Source organism: Acetobacter nitrogenifigens DSM 23921 = NBRC 105050, assembly GCF_000429165.1.
In the GTDB taxonomy this organism is placed as follows: domain Bacteria; phylum Pseudomonadota; class Alphaproteobacteria; order Acetobacterales; family Acetobacteraceae; genus Acetobacter; species Acetobacter nitrogenifigens.
Window position 1 is genome coordinate 1 of sequence record NZ_AUBI01000025.1, and the last position, 21,826, is coordinate 21,826.

A 21,826-nucleotide genomic window follows, 5' to 3' on the forward strand; every position below is an offset into this window, starting at 1 on the left:
ATCTCCTTGGTCGGCGCCACGATCAGAAACTCGGCGTTGGGCCTTTCATTGACGATGACTGCCGTGATCATCAGACCCGCGCCGTTGGTCGTCTTGCTGTTCTTCTTTGGAACAAGCAGGAACAGTTCACGCACCATGCGCTCGGATGTCGCGGGGGCCAGTGAGCCGAACAGCGCCGTGACGATCTCGAAAAACCAGTTCCCGCAGGCGTCCGCCATCGCGGGCGCGCCGGGAACGTCCGGAATGCGCAAGCGCTTGAAGCAGCGCAGCGCCTTTGCCGCGAGTTCCGGGTTCGACAGCGGGATCTCCGGCAGAAGCGACTGGCCCGCGCGCAGCCGCGCCTCCCAGTCAGGCCTGCTCAGATCCAGCATGTCAGTTCCTTGTCATTTTCGGCAGATCGCCGCTCCAGCCTCCCGCGTCATCGACGTCGCCGAAGCCGGGTTGATCGTCGCGCGGCTGCGACAGACGTGCGTGCGAGTAAGGAAGCGCCGCCTTGGCGGCGTCAGCTCTTACTGCGGGCGCCAACGCCCTGTTGCGATAAATACGTGTCAGGAAAAGCAGCGGTGACACGCCCGCGAGCTCGGCGGCGGACATCCCGGTCAGAGGGTCGACGATGTCTGCGCCCGGGGCCGCCAGCGAACCCGGATCGACAAGGAGCTTTCCGTTCCAGTCGACTTCCTTCTTGTTCCTGCTGCCCGGCTTTCGGCCTGCGCCAGGCCGTGCGCCACCATGAGCCATGACGATGTCCCCTTTTGATAACTTGATTTCTTTGATAACCGGCGAAAAATCTGCGCGTGAGACTGGCGCGGTTGCCGCCCCTGATCCGACCCAGACTTTTGACCCGCCCCCACCCTGCCAGGCGAATTCCACGAAAGCCGCAAAAATCAGCCGTTTTTCAAGGTCTTTCGACGATCGCGGTTCTGATCTCGCGGGCTCGCGCCGTCTTGGTTGTGTGGCACGACCCGCAAAGCAGCTGGACGTTCGACGGATCGAGCGGAGCGCCGCCGTCTTTCAGTTCGTGGACGTGGTCTCCGAACAGACGCGTTCCGGTCCTGCCGCATTTCTCGCAGGAACGCCCCCGCTTCTCGATCAGGCGGCGCATGAGATCGCGCCAGGGCTTAGAAAGGTAGAAGGCGTCAGCACGTTTGGGCGGCGGGACCGCGATGCGTGTGTCGATCACTCTTACAGCAGGACCGACGCATTTGAGACGAGTCATGAAAGTCACTCACCTCAGTCAAATCATTTGCAGATATAGCCATCCATTGGCTTACCGGTCTGCATCAGGGCCGGTTGGGCAGTTCGTCCCCAGAACTTTGCTACTTTAGAGACCGCCAGGTAATCCGCCCCGCCAGCGACGCCAACCATGCCCAGAAGAATGATTGTGAAAACCAGACCGGGAAATTTTCGATTTATCTGAGCGTCATAGCTAAAAATGAAAGCGATCCCGCCCGCGCTGCAACTCAGAATGGCCCACGCCAAAGCAGAAGTGCAGTAATGGTGGGCCATAGACGCAACGATACAATTTCGCACGTCATGATCGAACTGCAGAGCATGATAATTCGGATACGATCCGGCTATCATCAGCATGAACGACAATGCGAACGCTATAGATAGCCGAGAGCCAGCCTGAATGACGCTGACTGCCCGAGCACTCTTCTCGTGGTCAAACGGGATCATTCTGACGTGTAATCTCCAATGTATGACTACCTGTTGGAACCCATCATGCACCAAGGGAGCGGCTGTGGATCGGCCATAAAAAAGGCCGCGCAACCGTTAAGTCGCACGACCGCCAAATCATATATCTGCCGATACTGCATTTTGGGGAATCTGGGGAGGGGTAAATTACGTCCTGCCGATTTTTTTTGCGAGCGCGCCACATGCCTGCCTGTGCCACGCCTGCGCCGTCTTATGGTCAATCCCGAGCAAACGTCCCAAACTCCGCCATTCCCAACGATATTTCCCAGAATACGGATTCACGATCATCCGCTTGTTCACAACATTACGATGCCGAAGATCCTCAATCATCGCGGGCCAGCCGAGAACAATGTCCAGTCGGGCTATTGCGTCGGCTGCCGGCGGCGGCAACACGCCGTCGCTTTCTCGCAACCACGCCAAATCCTCCCGGTCCATCACAATGTCCGGCCAGTTGATCTTCACGCCTGCAGGACGCAGCCCCTTCACCCGTAACGTCGCAAGCGTCAGCCCGGCCTCATCCAGCCACTCTGCAATCTGGTCGATCAGAGGACGATCGGGCGCGAACTCGTTCGGCTGGCGCTTGCGCAGGGCAAATCCCGAGACATCGACGTAGTCATCGGTCATGTGCGGCGCGGAGACTTTCACGCTGCAACTCTCGCCGTGAACTCAACCAGCTGCGGCTGCGGCCCCTTCCCACCCGAACGCATCCACTCGCCCATGGCCTTCTGCCACGCATCCTGCGCCAGATGATCTTCCACCGTGCGCGGCGCATGAACGTCAAACCGTTCGATCGCCTGCGCCACGGCGGGTTTGAAATATCCCATGTGCTTCACCGACCGACCGGCGCCACGCTCACGCGCAGTCACGGTTTCCACGGTCTCGACCACGACCTGCTCGATCTGATCCGCCGTCATGCCGCGCTGCAGCCCGTCCGCCGCCCACTGACGCGCCACGCGGTAATCACCCCTGTCGCGGGCCAGATCGAACCCGGCGACTTCGAACGCCCTGGAACCGATGCGGTGATACGCGGCGTCAATCTCGGCCTTCGTCGGTTCCCGAGCTGTAGCTAAAGCTTTTATACTTTCAGTATGAGCTAGCTTAGCTGGGGAAACCGACGCGCCGGTTTGGGTTTCCGTTTTGGATTTCTCTTTCACGCTCACGCCTCCCGCAATGGCCATCGGCGGCAAATGCCGCTGGGCCGGATCGCTTCTCTCTGTGACCTGATTTTTTCGCGGTCGCCCGCCCTTTGCGCCGTTCGCCCGGTTCGCCAGCGTGCGCCGACTGGCCTGCTGATCCGGCCCGTATCCCAGCGTGCGCGTCGCCGCGTCCCAGGTAATCAATTGGGTTTCACTTTGGGTTTTCAAATGGGTTTCCAGTTCGGTTTCATCCATCTGAAACCGAATGCGCGCGACGTCCGCCAGCGACGGCGCACGGCCCATGCCAAACGTCACCACGTCGTCGACGCCAAGCTCGCGGATCAGGTTGATCAGCGCGAGCCAGATGCCAACGGCCGCAAACCCGAGGGCCTGCAGCCGTATGTCGCCGCCCATGTCCAGCAGCTTCGCTTCACGGTTTATGCGGGCCATCTCAATACGCCTTCAATCGAAACCCATGGGACACCTTCTCGACGATCTGCCGCTCGACCAGATGCGCAAGCGCTCCATCCAGTTCGTCGCCGCGCGCCGACAGAAACCGGATCAGTTCGTCACGCGACACCGCGCGCCCTGCGCTGGGCTGGCGCAGTTCCGGCATCACGTCGGCGATGTCGGTCAGCTGCAGCCACGCGGCGCGGGCGGCGAGCGGCAGCAGCGCCCAGCGCTGGTCCAGCATCACCGCCCGGACATGGCGGCCATAGCGTTGCTGTTTCGGACTCATGCCGCCTCCATCATGTCAGGGTGCAGCCACGCCGGACTCAGTTCGTCCTCATGCGCGTCGCGGAACCAGGTGGTGTGATCGGTGAAACGCAGCGGGCAGGCGCCGGTCGGCCCCTGCCGGTTCTTGGCGAAGATCACGTCCGCCTTGCCCTCGGACATGCTCACCCGCTGCGCCATGGCGCTGCAGCGATTGGCATAATCCTCGGCGGCTTCCTTCTCTTTCCGCGCAAGGCCGCCATCGGCCATTTTCTTGAGGTAGTAATGCTCGCGATGCAGGAACAGCACGACATCCGCGTCCTGCTCCACCGCGCCGGAGTCCCGAAGATCCGCAAGCTGCGGCCGCTTGTCCTCGCGCCGCTCGTTCTCTCGGTTCAGCTGCGCCAGAACGATGATCGGGATCTGCAACTCCAGCGCCAGCTGCTTGAGCTGGCGCGACACCAGCGTGATCCGCTCATACGGATTCATGTCGGCGCGTTCCGAACCGGACGACATCAGCGAGATATAATCGACGACGATCAGATTCAGCCCCTTGCGGCTGCGCGCCATGCGCCGGGCGCGCGAGCGCAGCCGGGCCACGGTGATCGCAGGCTGGCTGTCGATCTCCAGCGACAGGCCAGCCGCCGCGCGCTCCCCGGCTTCCAGATCGCGCCACTGCCAGTCCGACAATGGCTCACGCTCACCCGTTTCGACGTCTTCCGGCAGATCGTAACGACGCCCGGTGAACACCGATTGCGTCGACAGGTTCGCCCAGGCGGCGCCAGCGCGCGCGCCGAGCTGCTCCGCCTTCATCTCGCCCGACCAGAACAGCACCGAACTGCCCGCCGCCGCCGATCGCGTGGCGATGCCAAACCCCAGCGACGTCTTGCCCATGGCGGGGCGCGCGCCCAGCACGTAGATCGCCGTCGGCAGCAGCCCGCCCGTCATCCGGTCAAGCGCGCGATACCCCCATGACGCGCCCGCCAGACCCGTGCCGCGCGCCGACGCCTCCAGCGCGTTCAGACGCGCGGCCTCGATCGACGCTTCAAGGCTGACCGTGGGCATTTCTTCCGCCATGCCGCGCGCCAGCGCCAGCAAACTGCTTTCCAGACCATCAACAATGTCCGACGCCGACGCGTCGCCGGGACGGCAGCACAGATCGAGCGTCTCCGAACACGCCTTGAACAGACGTCGCCGCAACCACGCGTCGCGCACGGCGGCGGCGTAGTCCCGCGCGTTGACCACGCCGACAAACGCCCGCAGCAGCGCGCCCAGAACCTCGCCCGAGGACTGGCGCCCAAGCAGCACGTCGCCGTCGATATGCGGCTTGACCGTAATCGGGCTGGCCTCGACGTTCTGATGCACCAGCTTGCGACAGACCTCGAAGATACGGCCATGAATCGGAACGGCGAAATGCTCCGGCTCGCAGATGTCGTCCACGAGCTGGAAGGCTTTGTTGTTCGTCAGGATGGCGCCGAGCAGCGACTGCTCCGCCGCAACGTTCTCAGGCAGCGCCCGGAACGCGTTCGTAAAAAGACCTTCGTCGGACATGGCGGATCACGCGTCCTTCACGGGGCGCACAAGCGGCGCAAAGCGCGTCAGCGGCGCCATGAACCCCAGATGCGCCAGCACCGGGGCGAGCCCGCGCCGCGCGTTCACGATGTTGCTCAGGTGCGAGACGCTGACGCCAAGTTCCTCGGCGGCCGCGCGCTGGCTTTTGCTCGCACGGATAAAACTATTCAGTTTTTCGTAAACGACCGTGCCCGCGACCAGCGTCTTCGGATCGGCGATCACCGGATACCGCACCGTCACCGCCAGACCAAGCGCCCGCGCAACCTCTTCATGATACCGCGCGCCGTCCTGCGCGTCGTAAACCTTGCGCGGACTGACGCCGTGCGCCCGCGCGAAAGCCGTCACGCCGCCCGCAGAACGGATCGCCGTATTCAGTTTTCTGTAAAAATCCTTCGGGTGGATCAGCTCTTCCGTCATGTCACAACGCCCTCATACGCCGCATGCGGCCAACGCGGATGATCGTCATGCCGCTGGACGTGCGAACCTGTCGCCCCAGATCGGCCGGGACGCGATGGCTTGCACGCAGCGCCGCCGGGTCGAGTTCCCGGCGCGGGATCGAATACGGGTGTTTGCGCGGGCGCGCGCCGAACTTACGCGGCGTGGGCATGGGCCGCTCTCCTTGCATCGCGCTTTTCGCGCTGTTTACGGGTGAGGCCAAGAATGCTGCGGCGCTGATAGATCGCGCGCTCCGACACGCCGAGCCTGCGCGCCTGCATCGCAACGCTGACGCCGCAATTGGCCAGATGGCGCAGGATCGGATCAATCGTGATCCAGTCGCATGATTCCCGCGCCATTACGCCGACGCCGCCACGATATGCGGCCGCGTCCCGACGATGATCTTCGTCATCCCGGCGGCGATATGCTCGGCCACACTCTTGACCCGCTGCATATGCGCCAGCATCGCCTGCGCCTCATGCACATCGACGACGCCATCTTCCAGAATCTCGAAACCCTTGCGGATCGCGTCGGACGTTTCCTCGGTAAAACGCTGCATGTCGCGCGGAAGATGGCCTTCCCCGAACTGCGTCGGCACCAGCATATAGCCTTCGGCGTGCGCCATGGCGGACAGGATCAGCGGCGCCTGCGCGCACAGATCGAGCATGACCGCGACATCGACAGGCACGATATGCGGCCGGTCGCGATTTCCGTAGTCCGACAGGTTCGATTTCCCGACGCGCACCACGCAGGCCGCGGCGTCCAGACCGCCGCAGCGCTTCACGGCTTCCTTCGTCGCCGTCTTGATCGAGGGGATCGGCATCAGGTCACGCCTCCCGCCAAGGCGCAGGCGGAGCCGTTGGCGGCCCCGCCTGCTTCGTCCATCATGGAGTTACAATTAACCTTGGAGGACGATTCGGTGAATGATGCTGAGCGCGATTTACTCGCACGAGCTTTGACTGATATTGAAATATTACGGGCCAAATCCGCCGTAACTAACGCAATGCTTCTGAATCTTCTTAAAGAGGCGCCACGCGAATTCCTTTTAAGGCAACGGGCAGCCCTTTCCGCCATTCTATTGCATCCCGATGAACCCGCTCCAGAACAACCATTGGTCCGTGTCTTCTCACAGGCGCAGAGAGAATCACGGCAGGCAATGCTGGAAAGCATTTCCGCCACTCTGGACACCTGAGAAGGGTATTTCTCACTCGACCATCCATCAGCCGCATGAGTGTGAGCTTCCACCAATCGATCGACCCGGGCTCCATACTCACGGTCCCACATTTCCTGGGGCGTAAAAAAGCCCGGGTGCACGCCGGGAAGCGGATCGTTGGTCGGTGGCCGCTCCCCCTTCACGACCGCACCCCGCACCGTCACGACATCCGCGCCCCGGACCGGCAGATCGAACGACAGATCGCCCGGCTGGACGCCCTCCACATCAACACGGCTCTCCGCAATCAGCCGCAACGCCCCGCGTTCGTTCTTCGCGTAACCCCGCGCGATCAGCAGCGCGCCAAGGGAGAGCGCCTGCGGTTCAGGCCGAACCTCCGCCGCATCCGGCGCGCCAGCCGCAGGCAGGGGGCGGCGCGGCCGCCCGCCCCGCGCGAAATCCCGCCGGGGCAAAGCGCGCTGGACGGCGCAGGCCGCCCCGGCGCAACCGCCCCCTTCCGCCACCCACTCAAGCGCGCGCTCAAGATGCGAGAACAGCGCATCGTCGCTCGCCCACTGGCGCTGTTGCGACAGGCGGTAGAGCTCGAAACGGAGCGTTTCCGAATGACGGCGCGAAAAGCACGCGCCAGTGTGACCGCTATGAGCAGTGTTCATGCTTCACCTGTGGGGGTTTTCGCTAACGGGGTAGATGGCATGGGTAAAATTTCGCACAATGCGAATTTTCGCGTCAAGCGAAGTTTCGCATGCCGGGTCTAAAAATGTTTTCGCGCTCCGTCCAACCTGTCTTCATGACCGGACCATCATCAAATTTGCACACCCACCTGCGCGCTTGGCGCAAGCGTTCCAAGTTGACCTTAGAACAAACAGCGAACATCATCGGTTCTAAAGCAAACACCATCTCTGGCTGGGAGACGGGGAATCGTACGGTGGATCTTGATAATCTTGGAAAATTAGCAGCTGCATACAAAGTCGAGCCCGCAGCGCTTTTGTATTCTCCGGACGATCAAGAGCAAGCGAAAGACATTTCCGAGGCCGGACGCATGCTGTCTAAAATGACTCAAGAGCAACGTGTGGCGTGGCTTGAACTCGGCCGACAGCTCACTTCCCGGTAAAGCCAACAGAAGAATATTCGCATAATGAGAAATTTTTTCTTGACTGATAATTTCACATAGCGCGAATATCGCTCCATCATCATTTGCGATGGAACGACTAATGCCGGACATTCACACTTCCTCCGAGCTACCCCGCGTACCTCTACTCAGAGGACTTCCTTACTCCGTTCAGCAGCATGCGGCGGACATGCGACGCCGCTCCCTTTGGTTGCGTCAAAGCGAACGCACAGCGTTCGAGCGTGCGAATGCGCGCGACGCCGAAATGTACAGAGACCACGCGGCGGCGATCGAAGAGGAGATGGAAGCTTACCTATTGCCCTTCATGACCGCGCTTGCGGCTGCAAAAGCCGAGCTTCCATCTAACGTGATTCGTTTTCCGGGAGGGCGGTCATGAGCGATTCTTTGTGGACTTCGCGCGAGCTGGCGGCGTTTTTGCGGTATCAGGAGAGCACGGTGCGGCGGCTGGTGAGCCAGCACCCGGAGCGGCTGCCGCCGCGTGTGGCTGGTTTGGGGCGGCCGCGATGGGATGCGGAGACTGTACGGCGGTGGGCCGCTATGCCTGCGGCGAGTGGTGTGCGGCGGGGGCGGCCCCGGGTGGTGGCGGGGTTTTGAGCTGAGGCGGCGTGATGATCCGGTGGCAGCTTTTTGCCTCTCAAAGTTACTATTAATAATCAGACTTTATTCTCCGCAAACGGACACGTGATCTGCATCCCCCAGCAATTTCGACTAGGCGGTTTTCTGGTATACTCATCTAAACTTAAGTTTGGAGACGATCTTGACGGACTTTACAGCGAATGCGGCGGGAGGAAACAGTCAAAAGAACGAGGGTTCGCGCAACTGCGATAGTTCGCCTGAGTCTCACCTCAGGAAACTAAAGAGTTTTATAAAAAAAACTGGACGCGGAACCATCGGTAAAGACGAATATTTGGTTCTGTGCGTGAGGGCCTCTCTGGTTAAGGCTTATGAGTTTAGTAGGTTTTCCTATAATGGGCTTAAAGGCGAATTCGCATTCCACTGTGTTGGAGGTCTGCGTAGCATCTGTGAAGACTTAATCATCCTAAAGTTTATTAGCACATTGCCGCCAGAAGATCAGAACACTCTTTTGTTCAACGACATGGCGAAGACGACCGACAATTCCCTACGATATCAAGCCAACTTTTTCGGTACTTTTCGGCCCGGGCAGCCGGTTCTGAGAGGCGGACGCTCGCCAAAAAGCCTCTCGAATATTAATTCTCAAGTTGATGGTGTCTGGAGGCGGCATGGGTGGCCTAAAGCAACAGACGGCAAGTGGCCTCCTACCGAGCAATTAGCACGGAAAGTTGGGAAAGGTACTGTCGATGTAATCTACAATTACATATTTCGGCTAACTTCAAGCACGGTACATTTCAGCATGCGATCACTACTGCGGACGGGGTGGGGCACCGTAACTTCGGAGGGGCTTGAGGCTACGTTTTCGACCAAAAACATGAGCGAATACTACGTCGCATTCTGTCAGGTTTACGGGGTCTTCTTGCTTTCAGTATACTTCGAGTTTTTTCCTGATCTCCTAAGAGTAACACCCAACGCACAAAGCCATGTGCGAAAAATGCGCGTCGCTCTCGCGCAGCTGAACCGCTGGCCCGAAATGCTCACATATGAAGAAATGAATCAGAATATCCCAAAAGGCATGAATTTCATCTACAATATCTTCCGGCAAGTGCTAGCAGAGAAATTTGAGGAGGGATTTATCTTGAATGGCGAGAAGCTGAGCTGAGTTTAATGTCCAGTTGCAGCGTATTCTGCTTTGCAAGCCGACGGGCCTCTCTCCCCCAAGCTATCGGCCAATCTCGCTGTATCTGAGCGATGCCCAACGCCGCGTTGCGCGCACGAGAAGGCTTCGATATGCATGGAGACCTATCTGCTCCCCTTCGAGACCGCGCCCAAGGACAAATCAGAGCGACGCTCTGTGGACCGCTCGCAAGTTGGCAGTGTCAGGAGAGCACAGTCCGACAATGCGAAATCGCTCTCGCCGTCATGCCAGACAGAGATGCAACGGATACGGAAGTGAGAATATGACATTTGATCTAAAGTAATTTCAGCAAGCGTATATTCGCACTACAATACATGATCACGTTGAATACTTGGAATCATTGTAAAATCATTAACCCATTCCGCATGAATGTATATTTTTTATAACGAATCAAGAATAATTTGGACGCCCGGCAGTTTTTTATTACCGTCAAACATCAAATATAGAAAAAATTCGATGCGGCGACCATTTTTTCTTTCTTGTACAATCTTTAGCATTTCATTTTTTTTCTGCATCTAACCACTGGACATAATCAAGAAACATTTTTTTACATATTTCATAATCGGTTGAGTCGATGCGTCCTATTTTTTTATATAAATTTTCCTTTTTCACTACAAATGAGTTACTGACGGCAACTTCCGAGATTGTTCGAATATTATTAAAATCAATGTCTTCCGATTTCAAAAAATCTTTCACCTCCTTTTCGGTCATATATTTGGAATAGTCGACATATTTTCCACTCGGAGAAATGCAATATCGAGCGCCAGGCCCCCTCCAAGCCTCACTTGCTGAAGAATTCAACGGGGCCGCGAAAAATATTATCTCTCCTTCCATATCGCATTTGAATATGACTACAGCCGGCCTTCTTTTGTCTTCATTAAATATTTCTCCACTATATCTTTCTACTACTCCCGTGTATAAAATAACATCTCTCAAATCTATTGATAAAAAATCGCTTTCTGACATTTTTATATGCTCACCCTACGTTGACGCTGGCACAATACCCCGCACAGTAAGCGTTTAATGTCAATCTTATAGGAAAAATTTTCGAAAACAGGCACTCAGCTCATCTATGCATAGCTGTGAGTCAATCTCGCTGTATCTAGCCGACGCCTTACGCTGAGTCGCGCGTACGCGAAGGGGGCGATTTGCGTGAAGAACTACGTGACAGCCCCAAGGCCACGTAAGAACGGCGTTTTGGGGCATCAGGAGCAGCTGGTCAGCCAACACCCGCAGCGGCCGCCGCCTCGCGCGGCCAAGTTGGGGGCGGCTGAGAATGGCACCTGGTTTTTGAGGGTATGGTGCGGTGCGGCGTCTTGAATTTCTTCGACTAAGGCACCGATGCGTCATAACACGGCGGTTCCCTCAAGCCGTCACGGGGTTTCGCTGAGCGCATCGCACTGCATCAGACCCACAGCACTAGCGAATACTCGCTTACCTTGGGGAATTTCCCGCCATTGCGGATATTCCCCTCCTGAACCCCATGTGTTACAAGAATTTCATTAATATGGAGATACCACTTTGTCGCGCGTGACCTCTTAGGACGACGCCCCGACGGGTCGCGAATGGCACATGCCGGACCTGACTCGGACCTGCGTCGCCATTTTCAGATAGTTGTGGTTACTGAGGAAACGCATGTCCAAGACCGGGTCACGCGTGCCATTTGGGGGGGGGTAGTTAAAGAGAAATGGTCGAATATCTAGAATTGAGCATAGATGAGCTTCTTCTCGACGAAGATAATCCACGTCTGGGGTCCGTTAACAGTCAATCAGCAGCGCTTGAAGCGATTATCCATCTGAAAGAATCGCATTTCCGAAACCTAATGCTTAGCATAAAAAATAACGGCCTCGATCCAGGCGACAATCTTTATGTTATCATATCCGCAGAAGAAGACGATTTCATAGTTCTTGAAGGCAATAGGCGTCTTTCAGCGCTTATGGTCTTAAATAGTCCGGACGTATTGGACGGGACTGGGGTTCCGGAAACGATCAAAAAGTCACTCGTTCGGGCAGCAGCGGGCTTTGATCGAACAAAAATTGAACCAATTCGATGCGTAAGGTTCGAGCGCCGCGAAGATGCAAATGATTGGATATATCGCCGCCATACCGGAGGGGCTGACGGAGAAGGCCGAATTTCTTGGGGGCCATTGGAGATACAGCGCTTCTCCGGCGACCGATCCATTCTTGACGTTCTCGATTTCGTGGGGCGCAACGCCGATTACTCGGACGAGGAATGGGAATCGACGAAGACAGCCATTGAAAGCAAAAAGTCAAGCAATCTAGCTCGCCTGCTGGAATCTGCCGCTGGACGCAAACATCTTGGAATTTCCATCTCCAATGACGGAGACGGAAAAACCCCAATGCTTGGATCGGATCCGACATGGGCTATCAAGGTTTTGCGCCGGATTATTGATGACGTCCGAGATGGAATTGTAGACTCTCGAGATCTTAATAAATCCTCGGACATTGAGGAATATTTCATAAAATTACCAAAAGAGCTTCAGCCGCAGACAGGCAAATCGGAGGCACCCCGCCCCTTTAACGACATCGACATTAAAAAGCGTCCGACAGCGGCCAAGGCCGCTAAAACTTCCACGAAGCAAAAGACGAAGAGTGCGCCGAAGCCACGAACGACATTGGCGCCTAGAAGACATCCTTTTCATGCGCCAACATCAACCAAGGGTGAAGCACTGCTTCGTGAGGCGGGCGATCTGGATGCCAATCGGTTCACAATTTCAGCAGCTTTTGTCCTTCGCAGCTTCATAGAACTCGCAATCAACGATTACATGGGCGCTAACAAGATCAAAAAATTTGAGAAAAATTCAAATGGAGAAAACGTGGAACTCGACCTAACACAAAAATCTGACATCGTTTTAAAGCATATCGTCGCGGCGGACGGCTCCAAAAATGCTGATCTTCGGGGATTCCGGAACAACATACTCACTAAGACTTCCGCAACATCCATTCAGTCTTTGAATGGATTTGTACACAATAAATTCCAATTACCAACGGCCGATGCACTTCGTGCAGGATGGGATTGCTCTGTCCCAATCTTCATTGCCGCATATGGAAGTATATAATGCCAGGAGAACATCCATCTCTCACGCAAAGCGGGCGTTATTCTCCTTTGCGCTATCCGGGCGGAAAGGGAAAACTTGCGCGTTTCATGAAGGATGTCGTTCGCGCGAACGGTCTATCAGATGGACGTTACCTCGAACCGTATGCAGGAGGCGCAGCTGTAGCCTGGGAGCTGCTTCTCACAGGCGTAGTGCGACGTGTGTCTATCAATGACATTAGTCTTCCTGTTTTTGCATTTTGGCATAGTGTTTTGAATTCAACAGATACACTTTGCAAAATGATTCATGATTGCCCACTGACTATGGGGGAATGGGATAAACAAAAAGAAATATTCCGGCATCCAAGAAATCACGAGAATTTAATTCTCGGTTTCTCCTTCTTCTTTTTGAATCGTACAAATCGATCAGGAATTCTGAACGGCGGAGTCATTGGCGGTCGTGACCAAACTGGAAAATGGAAGATCGACGCCCGCTTCAATAAAAACGACCTTATTTCTCGAATTGAAAAAATTGCCTCCTTGAGGTCGCGAATAGAGCTTACAAATCTTGATGCCGTCGATTTCATCGAAACGAACAAAAATTACTTCAACAAAAAAACACTTCTCTATATTGATCCACCATATTTTGAGAAGGGACGTTTTTTGTATCATGACGCCTATCGAGCAGACGATCACAGCGTTGTTGCGAAATCAGTAACAAAATTGGAAGGAATGAACTGGATTGTTTCATATGATGATGTGCGCCCGATCCACGACCTTTATGCTAAGTCACCTTGGCTTCAATATACACTGAACTATAGCGCTAGGAATGTTATGCGTGGCCGAGAGGTAATGTTTTTTAGTAAAAATTTAGTTGTTCCAGAATTACCCGAACCCTTGCATGAGATCGACCGTGATCTTCGCAAGCGCCCCAGAACTGTTGCTCAGCGCCACTTTGCCGCCTGACTAGGTCTCCCGCCTGATATCCGCTAATGGTTATGCCGAATCAGGTGGGCTTCGAATACGCACACTGCACTGAACCAATTGACTGTAATTGGCTGTTTATAAAAAAATATCGGCTTTCCATTACAGTCTCGCGGCTTATTTAAACGACCTAAATAGGATGAAACCCTTCGCGAGGGGCGTCCATATGAATGTCCGGTTTTACCGATCGTTCCGCACACAGCCGCCCTTTCCCCCATCTACGACACGGTTCACGACACAGGAAACGGCGGCTGCCCGTTCGAAGCGGTCACCCCGCCATCCACAGGCATAATCAGCCCCGTGATATAGGCGGCGTCATCGCTGGCGAGGAACGTGATGGCGGCCGCCATATCCTCCGGCAGACCAAGCCGCTGAAGCGGTATGCGGTCCTCGACGCTTTTGACGAAGGCCTCGTCTTTCACGGCTTCGGCGGTCATGCCGGTGCGTGTGACCGAAGGGCAGATCGCGTTCACGCGGACGCCCGTGTGGCCGTGGTCCATCGCCATGACGCGGGTAAGGTTCACCACGCCGCCCTTCGCCGCGTCGTAATAGGCCGTGTTCCAGTCCCCCCTCATGCCCGAGACAGAGGCCGTGTTGACGATGTTGCCCCTGCTCTCGATCAGCAGGGGCAGAAAGCTGCGGCTGACGTTGATGGTGCCGGTCAGGATGGTCGCGCAGACCGTGCCCCATGATTCGAGATCGCAGTCGAGGACCGTGCCCAGAGCGGTCACGCCAGCGTTGTTGACCAGCACGTCCAGCCCGCCGAGCTTTTCCTTCGTGAATGACAGCAGCCCGGCGACTTCGGCCGGTATCGAGATATCGGACAGGGATGCGAACGCGCGGCTGGCGTCGAGGCCCTTCATCACCGCGTCGAGCTTCTGGCGGTCGCGGTCGACGAAGATGACCTGGGCGCCCTCTTCCAGAAACCGCAGGGCCGTCGCCCGGCCGATGCCCGACGCGGCGCCTGTGACCAGCACCTTGCGGCCTGTGAAGCGGTTCAATCCCTTGATGGTCATGCGTCGGTCCCCTCTTGCGGTGATGGAGATAGAAGTCACGCGCGGGCGGGTGGGTTGCATGGGGGATTGGGCGGAGTGGAGGAAAGTCGGGGGAATTCTGTTGCGATGCCTCCGACGGGCGCTTCCGCCGACGAGGGCTCAGCCTGAAGCCGGCAGGTTAGTTGTCGGCGTCTCCGAACGCTTCCATACCGGCGGCGGACGTCAGTTCACCGGTAGCGAACGCCAGGGCCGCGGCGTTCATCAGCGCCTGAGCATGGCTGACGGCGTATGCGCTTGTCGCCTGCGCAAGCTGTGTCTGGGCCTGTGTCGCGTCTGTCAGATTGCCTACCCCGGCGGCGTATGATGCGGACGCCGCCTTGAAGGCGTTTTGTGCGGCGTCGCGGGCGATGGCGGCCGAGTGCACGGAAGAGAGGGAAGTTTCCAGCGCGTCGCGTGCGTTTGCGACCTGTTGTTCGGCGGCCAGAACGTCTTTGTCGAGGGTCGCTCTTTGCGCCCGCTCGCGTGACTGCGCCTGCCTTAGCTGGTTTTGCAGCAACCCTCCCTGAAAGAGAGGCCATGACAACTGGACCGCGACGGTGCCGTTGGGCTGGGCCACCCGTGAAGCTGGCGCGGTCTGGGTGTATCCGTACACCTTTTGCTCGCCGATATAGGCCTGCACGTTTGCGTTGAATTCCAGTTTCGGCAACATGGCCTTCTGTGCGGCGCGTGTGGCGGCGGTAGCGGCGTCCATCTTGTAGAGATCGGACAGGATGTCCGGCCGGCGCTCGAGGGATGCGTGCATCAGGCGCGACACGTCTCCAGGGATTTGCTGTGGAAGGTGCGTGTCTCGGGAGGACGCGACTGAGAGGTTGACGTCTGGCGGCAATCCCATCGCCTGCAGAAGAGCGTATCGTGAACTGTGCTCGGCGCTGCGCTTCTGGTCCTGCTGAAAAACTGCGGTGGCGGCGTTGCTACGGGCCAGGGTGACGTCGACGACGGTGGCTTCGCCATGAGCGTATCGAGATTCTGCCGAGACCTGCAGCAAGTGTGTATTACGAACAGACTCTTCCGCCGCTTCGTAGTCGGCGATCGAGGCTTCGTGGTTATAATAGGCGTTGATGACGTCCATGAATAACTTTTGGTGGGTCTGTGTAAAATCAAAATTCGATGCGATTGAGAGCGCTTTTGCGCTGTCTATGGTTGCGCGCGTGTGGCCGAAATCAAACAGCAGGTAAGACAGCTGAATTTCAGGGAACGCGGCGGCGGCGTTGGCCGCCATATACCCTCTGGGCGTGAGGAAGTTCGGCATGGAGGTCACGGTACGGCGGCCGCCTGCAAGCAGCGTTGCGGTGATCTGCGGAGCCAGCGTGGACTCGGACACGCCCACGGCGAGCGCGTTTTGCCGCGCCTGCTCCCATGCGAGGTGGGTCTGCGGATTGTGTCTTTCCGCGATATCGATCAGTTCGGACAGCGATAGCAGCCTCCCGGACGTTGCAACGCTCTCCGCAGACGCGGCGTCCTGCCGGGCTGACTGCATGCCAGCTTCGGTTGAGGCTTGATCCAGCCTGCTCAGGCTTTGGGAGATTTTGCTGTGTGTCTGCGCCGATGTCGGAGCGACGAAGCCATCGCTGCCCGGGGGCATTTTCAAGCCTGTCTGTTCTGTTGGATGCCAGGGGCGATCTGCTGCCGAGGGAGCGAGATCCGATGTGTCGTGACATCCGCTCGCTGCGGCAAGAACCAGACAAAGCGAGGAGATCGAGGGGAGACGTGCTGTTCTCACTCTGGTTGCGGAAGTTTTCCGGTTCGAGGACTCAACCATGTGAAATACCTGCGCTATTATACAGTGCGGCGTCCAAAGTGCCTAGAATATTCTTGATTCCATCATCTACTGACGAAAACCAGATCGTTCTCTCAGGATCGTCGGGAATGACAGGAGGAACGGGGACGGATGATTTGAGTTCGTCATATCCCTCCCCTGTCACGATCCATTGGGAAAACCTGTCGAGCCACCCCTTCAACGCAACAAGAGTCGTGTCGACTATCGCACTCGACAGATGGGACATATCGACGACAACTGATATTTTTACTGCCAGAATCTGGATATCGGTAAGAAGGCGATGGTTGAAATCGCTGGCGAAAAGTCGCTTGCTTACTGCGGCTCCCTCCAGCGCGTCTCCACTGAATGATGATCTGACGGCCGCAATGGACTGGCCGAATGATTCGCGATCTTTTTCCTGCGCGGGATCGAACGGTGCTTCCGGATTTTCTTTTTTGAAAACCGTCATGTCTGCGAGCGTTTTTACAGCGTCGGCCAGGTTCTTGCGTGCGATGGTGGCTACGCTGACGGGCCAGAGCGTTGTCGAGACCAGGGCGACCACTACATTGCCCAACAGGACGCCGACGACACGATCTCTGGCCGTTTGCATATCCAGTGTGGGACCATATCCCTGAAGAATACTGAGGCAGAAGGCGAAAGCTGTTTGCACGCCAGCGTAGGCGATTCGATCGCTGCCCGACTTTATCCACGCAGAGACAAACAGTACGGGCGTCATCATGAGGATGAGTCCCATGATACCTGTGATGACAGGCATAAACACGAGAATACAAAAAATTCCTGCAAGCCCCCCGGCAAGTGCGCCAAGCAGACGCAGAAACATTTTGTGTGTTGTATCGCCGATTGTTCCCATCGGAACGACGAAGCAAGTCAGAACGCAAGTTCCGATCGCAGGCCAGTCTGTGAAACGTTCGATAAGATAACAGATAACAACTGCTACACATAGTCTGCCCGCGGCGTGGCGACCTGCGCGCTTGACTGCGATCCCGGATTTGAAAAGTGGTGCGGGCTTATCGTCGATCTTCGGCAGCAGGGATTCATCGACTTCGCCGGGCTTTGAAGTCAGCGCGAGAATGATTCCAACGCTACGCGCGACCTCCCGAGCCAATGGGTGTAGTGCGGGACTGGAGGTGAACGCCTTCGCAAGACGCTTCAGATTGCCTGCGGCGTCATGGCCGATGGTCGATGGGAAAACCTCATCGTTAGATTTTACGATCAGTCTTGCTGAATGTCTAAGAATGCCAGACGACGTCTTCAGGAGATCTGGCGTTGTCGGAGACGTCTCCGATTGCGTAATTTTTCTTTCGTTGACAGTGGTGGCCCATAATGTCGCCATTAGAGAAATGCGCGATATGTAGCGAATTAAGGCACGACTGGCCGCAGGATTCTCTGCCTCCGATTTGAAAGATGCTGCCAAATCATGTAATTTCCTCATGCCAGAAACGCCCTGAAGTGACGCCTCGAAGACCTTTTCCATCGAATGACTCTTCCGTTCGCACCCTTCGTCCATTGCATTGGCAACAAGTAACAATCTGTCAGCTTCCGCCTTTTTCAATACCTTGCCGGGATCACGCCCCCACAGATGGTTTGTAATAATGATCAGTGTCAGCGCTACGGCGTAAAGGAACGCAAACCAAAGGCATTCGTGGAGGAATGACTCTTCTGGGGACAGATACGCACTGTCGCGAATGACGCTATCTGTCGTGTTCCCTATCCAGGCGTCTATCGCGTTACCCGCACTCTCCACCTGATCCACCATTGTCAGCAGATAGACGGTCCAGAAGAAAAAAACGTTGGCCAGCATACCTGCCGTCATCACTGCGCTCAGATATCCCGCGCAAAGTGTCAGGAGGACCATCAGAGGCAGGCGTATCGCTGGTTCATCCATCGTGAACATCATGCACAAGATGCTCGCGCCGGTACCGATTACGATCATGCCGCCACCGGTCAACGCCATACGCGAACTGGTCGCCGCGTCATTACCCGAGAGCAGAAAGCCGATCCACACAAAGAGCGCGACCTCGGGCAGCCGAAACGTCTCTCCAATCAGAAGAAACAAGATAGCGAGACATGTCAGTCGGATTGTATTTTCCAGCCGCCCGGGAGACGGTGCCATTTCAGCCGCCATTCCCCGAATTGTGAAAACCGGGTTCTCCTGGTCAATAGAGAGAAGATGGACATTGCCAGACTTATTTTCTCTCGCAGCCCGACGTCTGAGTGAGAAGAGGCTAAGATTCATCTTTGGATCGTCGCAACGACCGTTGCTCCGATACGCATAAGCTCAGGAGGGGGTTGATCCAGACTGATCCGTATTGGGTAACGTTGGGCAATTCTGACCCAGTTCAAGTTGCGCGCAACTTGCGGCAGCCCACTCGTCAGACTGCCTACATCGGGCTGGACGCCGCCGCCGAGGCTCTCGACATGACCGTGCAGTACAACATTGGGACGGGCCAGAACATGGATGATCGCGCGTTGGCCAGGATGAAAGTCGGGCACCTGAGTTTCCCGGAAATTGGCGATCACCCACCAGTGCTCGGTGTCAATGATCGTAAACAGAGCCTTACCTTCTGCCGCATACTCGCCAGCGGCGATGTTGAGCCCTGTAATCTGACCGTCACATGGGGCTTTAACTTCTGTTAAACGCAGGTCCCTCTGCGCAGCGGCCAACTGTGCGGTTGCTCCGACGATCTGCGCTCGAAGCGGCCTGTCGTCACGAACGTTCTTCGTTGCGGCATTCTGCGAGTGGATTGCCTGCTCGAGTGCTGCAGACGAGGTTTTAACGTTACTCTTGGCCTGATCGAGTTGCTGAGCCGTCACGAAGCCCTGCCGAGCCAGAGGAGCTAAACGCGCTTCGGTAGACTGGGCCAATGCAAGCTGGGCCTGCATTTGTTCGACACTGCTTCCCTGAGCCTTGGCGGTCGCCACTTGCGAGCCGATCTGCAAATCCTGCAAAGGCAACTCCGCCTTCAGGTTATCCAAATTGGCCTGAGCTTGCTCCAGCGCGTAACGGAAAGGTTCTGGATCAATGACAAATAGCGTATCACCGCGACGGACAAACTGGTTATCTCGTACGTTGATGGTGATGATTCTGCCACTGACTTCCGGGGCCATATTGACGATATTGGCTTGTATAAACGCATCATCCGTGCGGGGACTGCGATCAACAAGATAGGCTGCGACGAGAGCTAACAGCGCGCAGAGCAGCAGACTGCTGACGAGAAACGCATATCCCGTCATTTTTTTCGAGGATACCATCCTTCAAATACCTATCCAGATGATCCACAGGGCCAAAGTAACGGCTGTGCCAAACGCAAGCCATGAAAGCATTGGCAGGGGGACGGCGTCGTCGAGATCCAGCGCACTAAACAGAACGCGAGTTAACGCCGCTACGCTGACGCCCGCAAACGCGCACAGGAGCCAGGAAGGAAAAAAAGATCCGAACAAATCTTGCGTCGGTGACGTATTACATCCTCCGACGAACAAACAGTTCATTATCGTTATTTTCTTTATGTGATTTGACTTCATCAGATCCATTATAAACTTTCCGTCATCGTCGCTTAACGTGGACGCAAGGTAATGGTTCCTGCTCCGGGAGCCATTCAAACACCTGGCGGCGCATGAAAGAAGCTTCGGTGACGCTGTGTCCGTTAGGTAAAGTTCACTGTGGTTTTTCTCGAATTACTGTCGCCCTCGCGGCCTCAACCCAATTTTCTGGCCAACTCACTCGGATCTGGCCGATAGTAATCCTTCAACACATTGAGCGAGCGGTGCCCCGTCACCGCCGCCAGCTCCAGCACGTTCGACAGCTTCTTGCTGAACTGCGTCGTCGCCTCGCGACGCGAATCATGGAAATGCAGATCTGGCAGCCCTGCAACATCGCGTGCGCGGCGGAAGAACTGATCCAGCGTCTCGGACGCAACGGGGATAACTGACTCGGCGCCGCTCCCCGGCCCTATGATGCGCAGCAAAGCGATCGCCTCTGACGAAAGAGGCACGTACCGCTCATCGCCGTTTTTCGTCTTCCGCAGGTAGGCATATCGTTTCTCCAGGTTGATTGCCTGCCAGCGCAGAGAAAGAATTTCGCCCTTCCGCATTGCTGTTTCGAGCGCAAGATAAAACGCGACTGCAACCCACCCCATCCTGTTCTGCGGTCGAGAAGCTCGATCCCACCCGAGGGCCTCGGCGATCGCAACGCGCTCCTCGGCCGACACACGCCGCTTCCTCGCTCTGGGGTTCTTTGGGCGCTGGATCAGATGCACCGGGTTCGCCGCGAAAGGCGCCCTCCATTCCTTCATTGCGTGATTGATCACGGCCGAGATGAAGTTGAGGTCGCGGTTGACGGTCGACGTTGCAACGGACGTAAGCCTTTGGTCACGCCATGCCGCCAGTTCCTGCGGACCGAAGGCGCTCGGCGGGACGTTGAAAGCAGGTATCCTGCGAAGAGCATCCGCGCGGATTACTTCCCAACGAACGCCGTCCTTTGATGGCGATACTTCCCGGCTATACCGTTCGATGATGTCGGCCACCGTCTGCTTGCCTGAAACCGGAGCCAGCTTCGCAGGGGCCTGCCCGGCGAGGATGGCCGCTTCAGCCCGGATCGCCCACTCTTCCGCCTCCGCCCGGCTGTCGAAGGTCGCATTGACCCGCCTGCCCTTACGGACCACCATTGCGCGCCATGACTGACCACGTTTCACGATTGACGCCATTTGGCCCTCCTGAACGGGCCATACGGCATGGTGTAAACTTGGTGTAGACGGGGGTCAGAACAACGGAATTCGGGTGTTTTTAAGTAAAGTTAAGTTGTTGATATCGTTATATTTCCGCTTCGGATAAAGGCCCAATCCTTCCGAGTGTCGGCACCAGTTCCCTTCTAGAAGTTTTCAAAATCCAGCAGATAATCGAACTGCTGCGGTCGAGTTTCCGGACTCAATCCCGACTCTTTTGAAACACATCGACCGCGACTCTTTGAAAACTTGATTTCTTTCATATCCGGCAAAAAATCTGCGCGTGAGACTGGCGCGGTTGAGGCCCCGAATCGCCCCTCAAGATTTGACCCGCCCCCTGCTGGCGCAGGCTCCCGATACACGCGTTTCAAGAATAAATAACCTGCAAGCAGATGTGCGTCTGCATGCCTCTTTCTCACTGCTGTTCGAAAAAAGGTGTAAGAGGTGTAAAGGTGTAAAGGTGTAAAGGTGTAATTTGTCTGCTTAAGTGTATGATTTAAAATTGAAATTCGAGTTACACATTTTCTCCTTACCGCTTACACTTTTAGTAAAGGTGTAACTCACGAACGCTAAAATTCGGCAGTATTTTGCGGGCGGCACAAATCTCGGGGA

26 protein-coding genes and 1 pseudogene are annotated in these 21,826 nt (G+C 56.3%); 8 read left to right on the forward strand and 19 right to left on the reverse strand.

Features of this window, described 5'->3' with window-relative positions; all coding sequences use genetic code 11:
• The 12 genes and pseudogenes from G442_RS23120 to G442_RS0117405 form a co-directional block, all read right to left on the reverse strand.
• Positions 1-371: pseudogene (locus tag G442_RS23120) on the reverse strand (terminase large subunit); the annotation flags it as partial.
• A 1-nt stretch (position 372) separates the two neighbouring features.
• Positions 373-738: a hypothetical protein gene (locus tag G442_RS0117355; protein WP_146882713.1), complete on the reverse strand. Its 366-nt coding sequence runs from the start codon at positions 736-738 to the stop codon at positions 373-375.
• A 157-nt stretch (positions 739-895) separates the two neighbouring features.
• Entirely contained in the window at positions 896-1,216 is a 321-nt protein-coding gene (locus G442_RS0117360; protein ID WP_026398998.1) for an HNH endonuclease signature motif containing protein, read from the reverse strand.
• 23 nt (positions 1,217-1,239) lie between these two features.
• Positions 1,240-1,596, reverse strand: a complete 357-nt coding sequence (locus tag G442_RS0117365) for a hypothetical protein (protein ID WP_154660407.1) — start codon at positions 1,594-1,596, stop codon at positions 1,240-1,242.
• 246 nt (positions 1,597-1,842) lie between these two features.
• Complete coding sequence (locus tag G442_RS23125) at positions 1,843-2,340, reverse strand: DUF6362 family protein (protein ID WP_051292490.1); 498 nt, start codon at positions 2,338-2,340, stop codon at positions 1,843-1,845.
• Positions 2,337-3,281 (reverse strand): hypothetical protein, encoded by a 945-nt coding sequence (locus G442_RS0117375; RefSeq protein WP_026399000.1) that lies wholly within the window; start codon positions 3,279-3,281, stop codon positions 2,337-2,339. Before G442_RS0117375 ends, G442_RS23125 begins: the two co-directional genes overlap by 4 nt.
• 1 nt (position 3,282) lies before the next feature.
• The gene (locus tag G442_RS0117380) at positions 3,283-3,570 is read right to left on the reverse strand and encodes a hypothetical protein (RefSeq protein WP_026399001.1); all 288 of its coding nucleotides are present in this window, start codon (positions 3,568-3,570) and stop codon (positions 3,283-3,285) included.
• Positions 3,567-5,096: a replicative DNA helicase gene (locus G442_RS24110; RefSeq protein ID WP_051292491.1), complete on the reverse strand. Its 1,530-nt coding sequence runs from the start codon at positions 5,094-5,096 to the stop codon at positions 3,567-3,569. The genes G442_RS0117380 and G442_RS24110 overlap by 4 nt, the downstream gene beginning before the upstream one ends.
• 6 nt (positions 5,097-5,102) lie before the next feature.
• The gene (locus G442_RS0117390; RefSeq protein WP_026399002.1) at positions 5,103-5,534 is read right to left on the reverse strand and encodes a helix-turn-helix domain-containing protein; all 432 of its coding nucleotides are present in this window, start codon (positions 5,532-5,534) and stop codon (positions 5,103-5,105) included.
• Position 5,535: 1 nt separating this feature from the next.
• A complete protein-coding gene (locus G442_RS0117395; RefSeq protein ID WP_026399003.1) occupies positions 5,536-5,724 on the reverse strand; it encodes a hypothetical protein in 189 nt (62 codons plus the stop codon).
• A complete protein-coding gene (locus G442_RS0117400) occupies positions 5,708-5,911 on the reverse strand; it encodes a hypothetical protein (protein WP_026399004.1) in 204 nt (67 codons plus the stop codon). The genes G442_RS0117395 and G442_RS0117400 overlap by 17 nt, the downstream gene beginning before the upstream one ends.
• Positions 5,911-6,375, reverse strand: coding sequence for a hypothetical protein (locus tag G442_RS0117405; protein WP_026399005.1), 465 nt, complete (start codon positions 6,373-6,375; stop codon positions 5,911-5,913). The genes G442_RS0117400 and G442_RS0117405 overlap by 1 nt, the downstream gene beginning before the upstream one ends.
• 96 nt (positions 6,376-6,471) lie before the next feature.
• On the opposite strand from G442_RS0117405, the gene G442_RS0117410 reads away from it, so the two are divergent.
• The 6 genes from G442_RS0117410 (at position 6,472) to G442_RS0117430 (ending at position 9,587) form a co-directional block, all read left to right on the forward strand.
• Positions 6,472-6,744 carry a hypothetical protein gene (locus G442_RS0117410; RefSeq protein ID WP_154660408.1) on the forward strand — a complete coding sequence of 91 codons (273 nt, stop codon included), beginning with the start codon at positions 6,472-6,474 and terminating at the stop codon, positions 6,742-6,744.
• 35 nt (positions 6,745-6,779) lie between these two features.
• Entirely contained in the window at positions 6,780-7,478 is a 699-nt protein-coding gene (locus tag G442_RS0117415; RefSeq protein ID WP_154660409.1) for a hypothetical protein, read from the forward strand.
• Positions 7,466-7,834: a helix-turn-helix domain-containing protein gene (locus G442_RS23135; protein WP_035376868.1), complete on the forward strand. Its 369-nt coding sequence runs from the start codon at positions 7,466-7,468 to the stop codon at positions 7,832-7,834. Before G442_RS0117415 ends, G442_RS23135 begins: the two co-directional genes overlap by 13 nt.
• A 187-nt stretch (positions 7,835-8,021) precedes the next feature.
• A complete protein-coding gene (locus tag G442_RS0117425; protein WP_026399008.1) occupies positions 8,022-8,228 on the forward strand; it encodes a hypothetical protein in 207 nt (68 codons plus the stop codon).
• Positions 8,225-8,446: a hypothetical protein gene (locus G442_RS24590; protein WP_084440685.1), complete on the forward strand. Its 222-nt coding sequence runs from the start codon at positions 8,225-8,227 to the stop codon at positions 8,444-8,446. The genes G442_RS0117425 and G442_RS24590 overlap by 4 nt, the downstream gene beginning before the upstream one ends.
• Before the next feature lie 163 nt (positions 8,447-8,609).
• Positions 8,610-9,587: a DUF5677 domain-containing protein gene (locus tag G442_RS0117430; RefSeq protein WP_026399009.1), complete on the forward strand. Its 978-nt coding sequence runs from the start codon at positions 8,610-8,612 to the stop codon at positions 9,585-9,587.
• A 534-nt stretch (positions 9,588-10,121) separates the two neighbouring features.
• Here the strand turns inward: G442_RS0117430 and G442_RS25355 are convergent.
• A complete protein-coding gene (locus G442_RS25355; protein WP_146882624.1) occupies positions 10,122-10,589 on the reverse strand; it encodes a hypothetical protein in 468 nt (155 codons plus the stop codon).
• A 721-nt stretch (positions 10,590-11,310) separates the two neighbouring features.
• Here G442_RS25355 and G442_RS0117440 point away from each other — a divergent pair.
• Both G442_RS0117440 and G442_RS24595 read left to right on the forward strand, forming a co-directional pair.
• Complete coding sequence (locus G442_RS0117440) at positions 11,311-12,702, forward strand: hypothetical protein (protein ID WP_026399011.1); 1,392 nt, start codon at positions 11,311-11,313, stop codon at positions 12,700-12,702.
• Positions 12,702-13,643 (forward strand): DNA adenine methylase, encoded by a 942-nt coding sequence (locus G442_RS24595; protein ID WP_084440686.1) that lies wholly within the window; start codon positions 12,702-12,704, stop codon positions 13,641-13,643. The genes G442_RS0117440 and G442_RS24595 overlap by 1 nt, the downstream gene beginning before the upstream one ends.
• Before the next feature lie 248 nt (positions 13,644-13,891).
• Here G442_RS24595 and G442_RS0117450 read toward each other — a convergent pair whose 3' ends face one another.
• From G442_RS0117450 to G442_RS0117475, 6 genes are all read right to left on the reverse strand, one after another.
• Positions 13,892-14,677, reverse strand: a complete 786-nt coding sequence (locus G442_RS0117450) for a meso-2,3-butanediol dehydrogenase (protein WP_035376869.1) — start codon at positions 14,675-14,677, stop codon at positions 13,892-13,894.
• Between the two features lie 157 nt (positions 14,678-14,834).
• Positions 14,835-16,298 carry a TolC family protein gene (locus tag G442_RS0117455; RefSeq protein WP_026399014.1) on the reverse strand — a complete coding sequence of 488 codons (1,464 nt, stop codon included), beginning with the start codon at positions 16,296-16,298 and terminating at the stop codon, positions 14,835-14,837.
• 169 nt (positions 16,299-16,467) lie between these two features.
• Positions 16,468-18,729, reverse strand: coding sequence for an FUSC family protein (locus tag G442_RS0117460; protein ID WP_084440688.1), 2,262 nt, complete (start codon positions 18,727-18,729; stop codon positions 16,468-16,470).
• Positions 18,726-19,727 (reverse strand): efflux RND transporter periplasmic adaptor subunit, encoded by a 1,002-nt coding sequence (locus tag G442_RS0117465; protein ID WP_026399016.1) that lies wholly within the window; start codon positions 19,725-19,727, stop codon positions 18,726-18,728. The genes G442_RS0117460 and G442_RS0117465 overlap by 4 nt, the downstream gene beginning before the upstream one ends.
• 21 nt (positions 19,728-19,748) lie before the next feature.
• Positions 19,749-20,024 carry a YtcA family lipoprotein gene (locus tag G442_RS23140; RefSeq protein ID WP_051292492.1) on the reverse strand — a complete coding sequence of 92 codons (276 nt, stop codon included), beginning with the start codon at positions 20,022-20,024 and terminating at the stop codon, positions 19,749-19,751.
• Between the two features lie 164 nt (positions 20,025-20,188).
• Complete coding sequence (locus G442_RS0117475) at positions 20,189-21,196, reverse strand: site-specific integrase (RefSeq protein ID WP_026399017.1); 1,008 nt, start codon at positions 21,194-21,196, stop codon at positions 20,189-20,191.
• Positions 21,197-21,826: the final 630 nt, after the last annotated feature.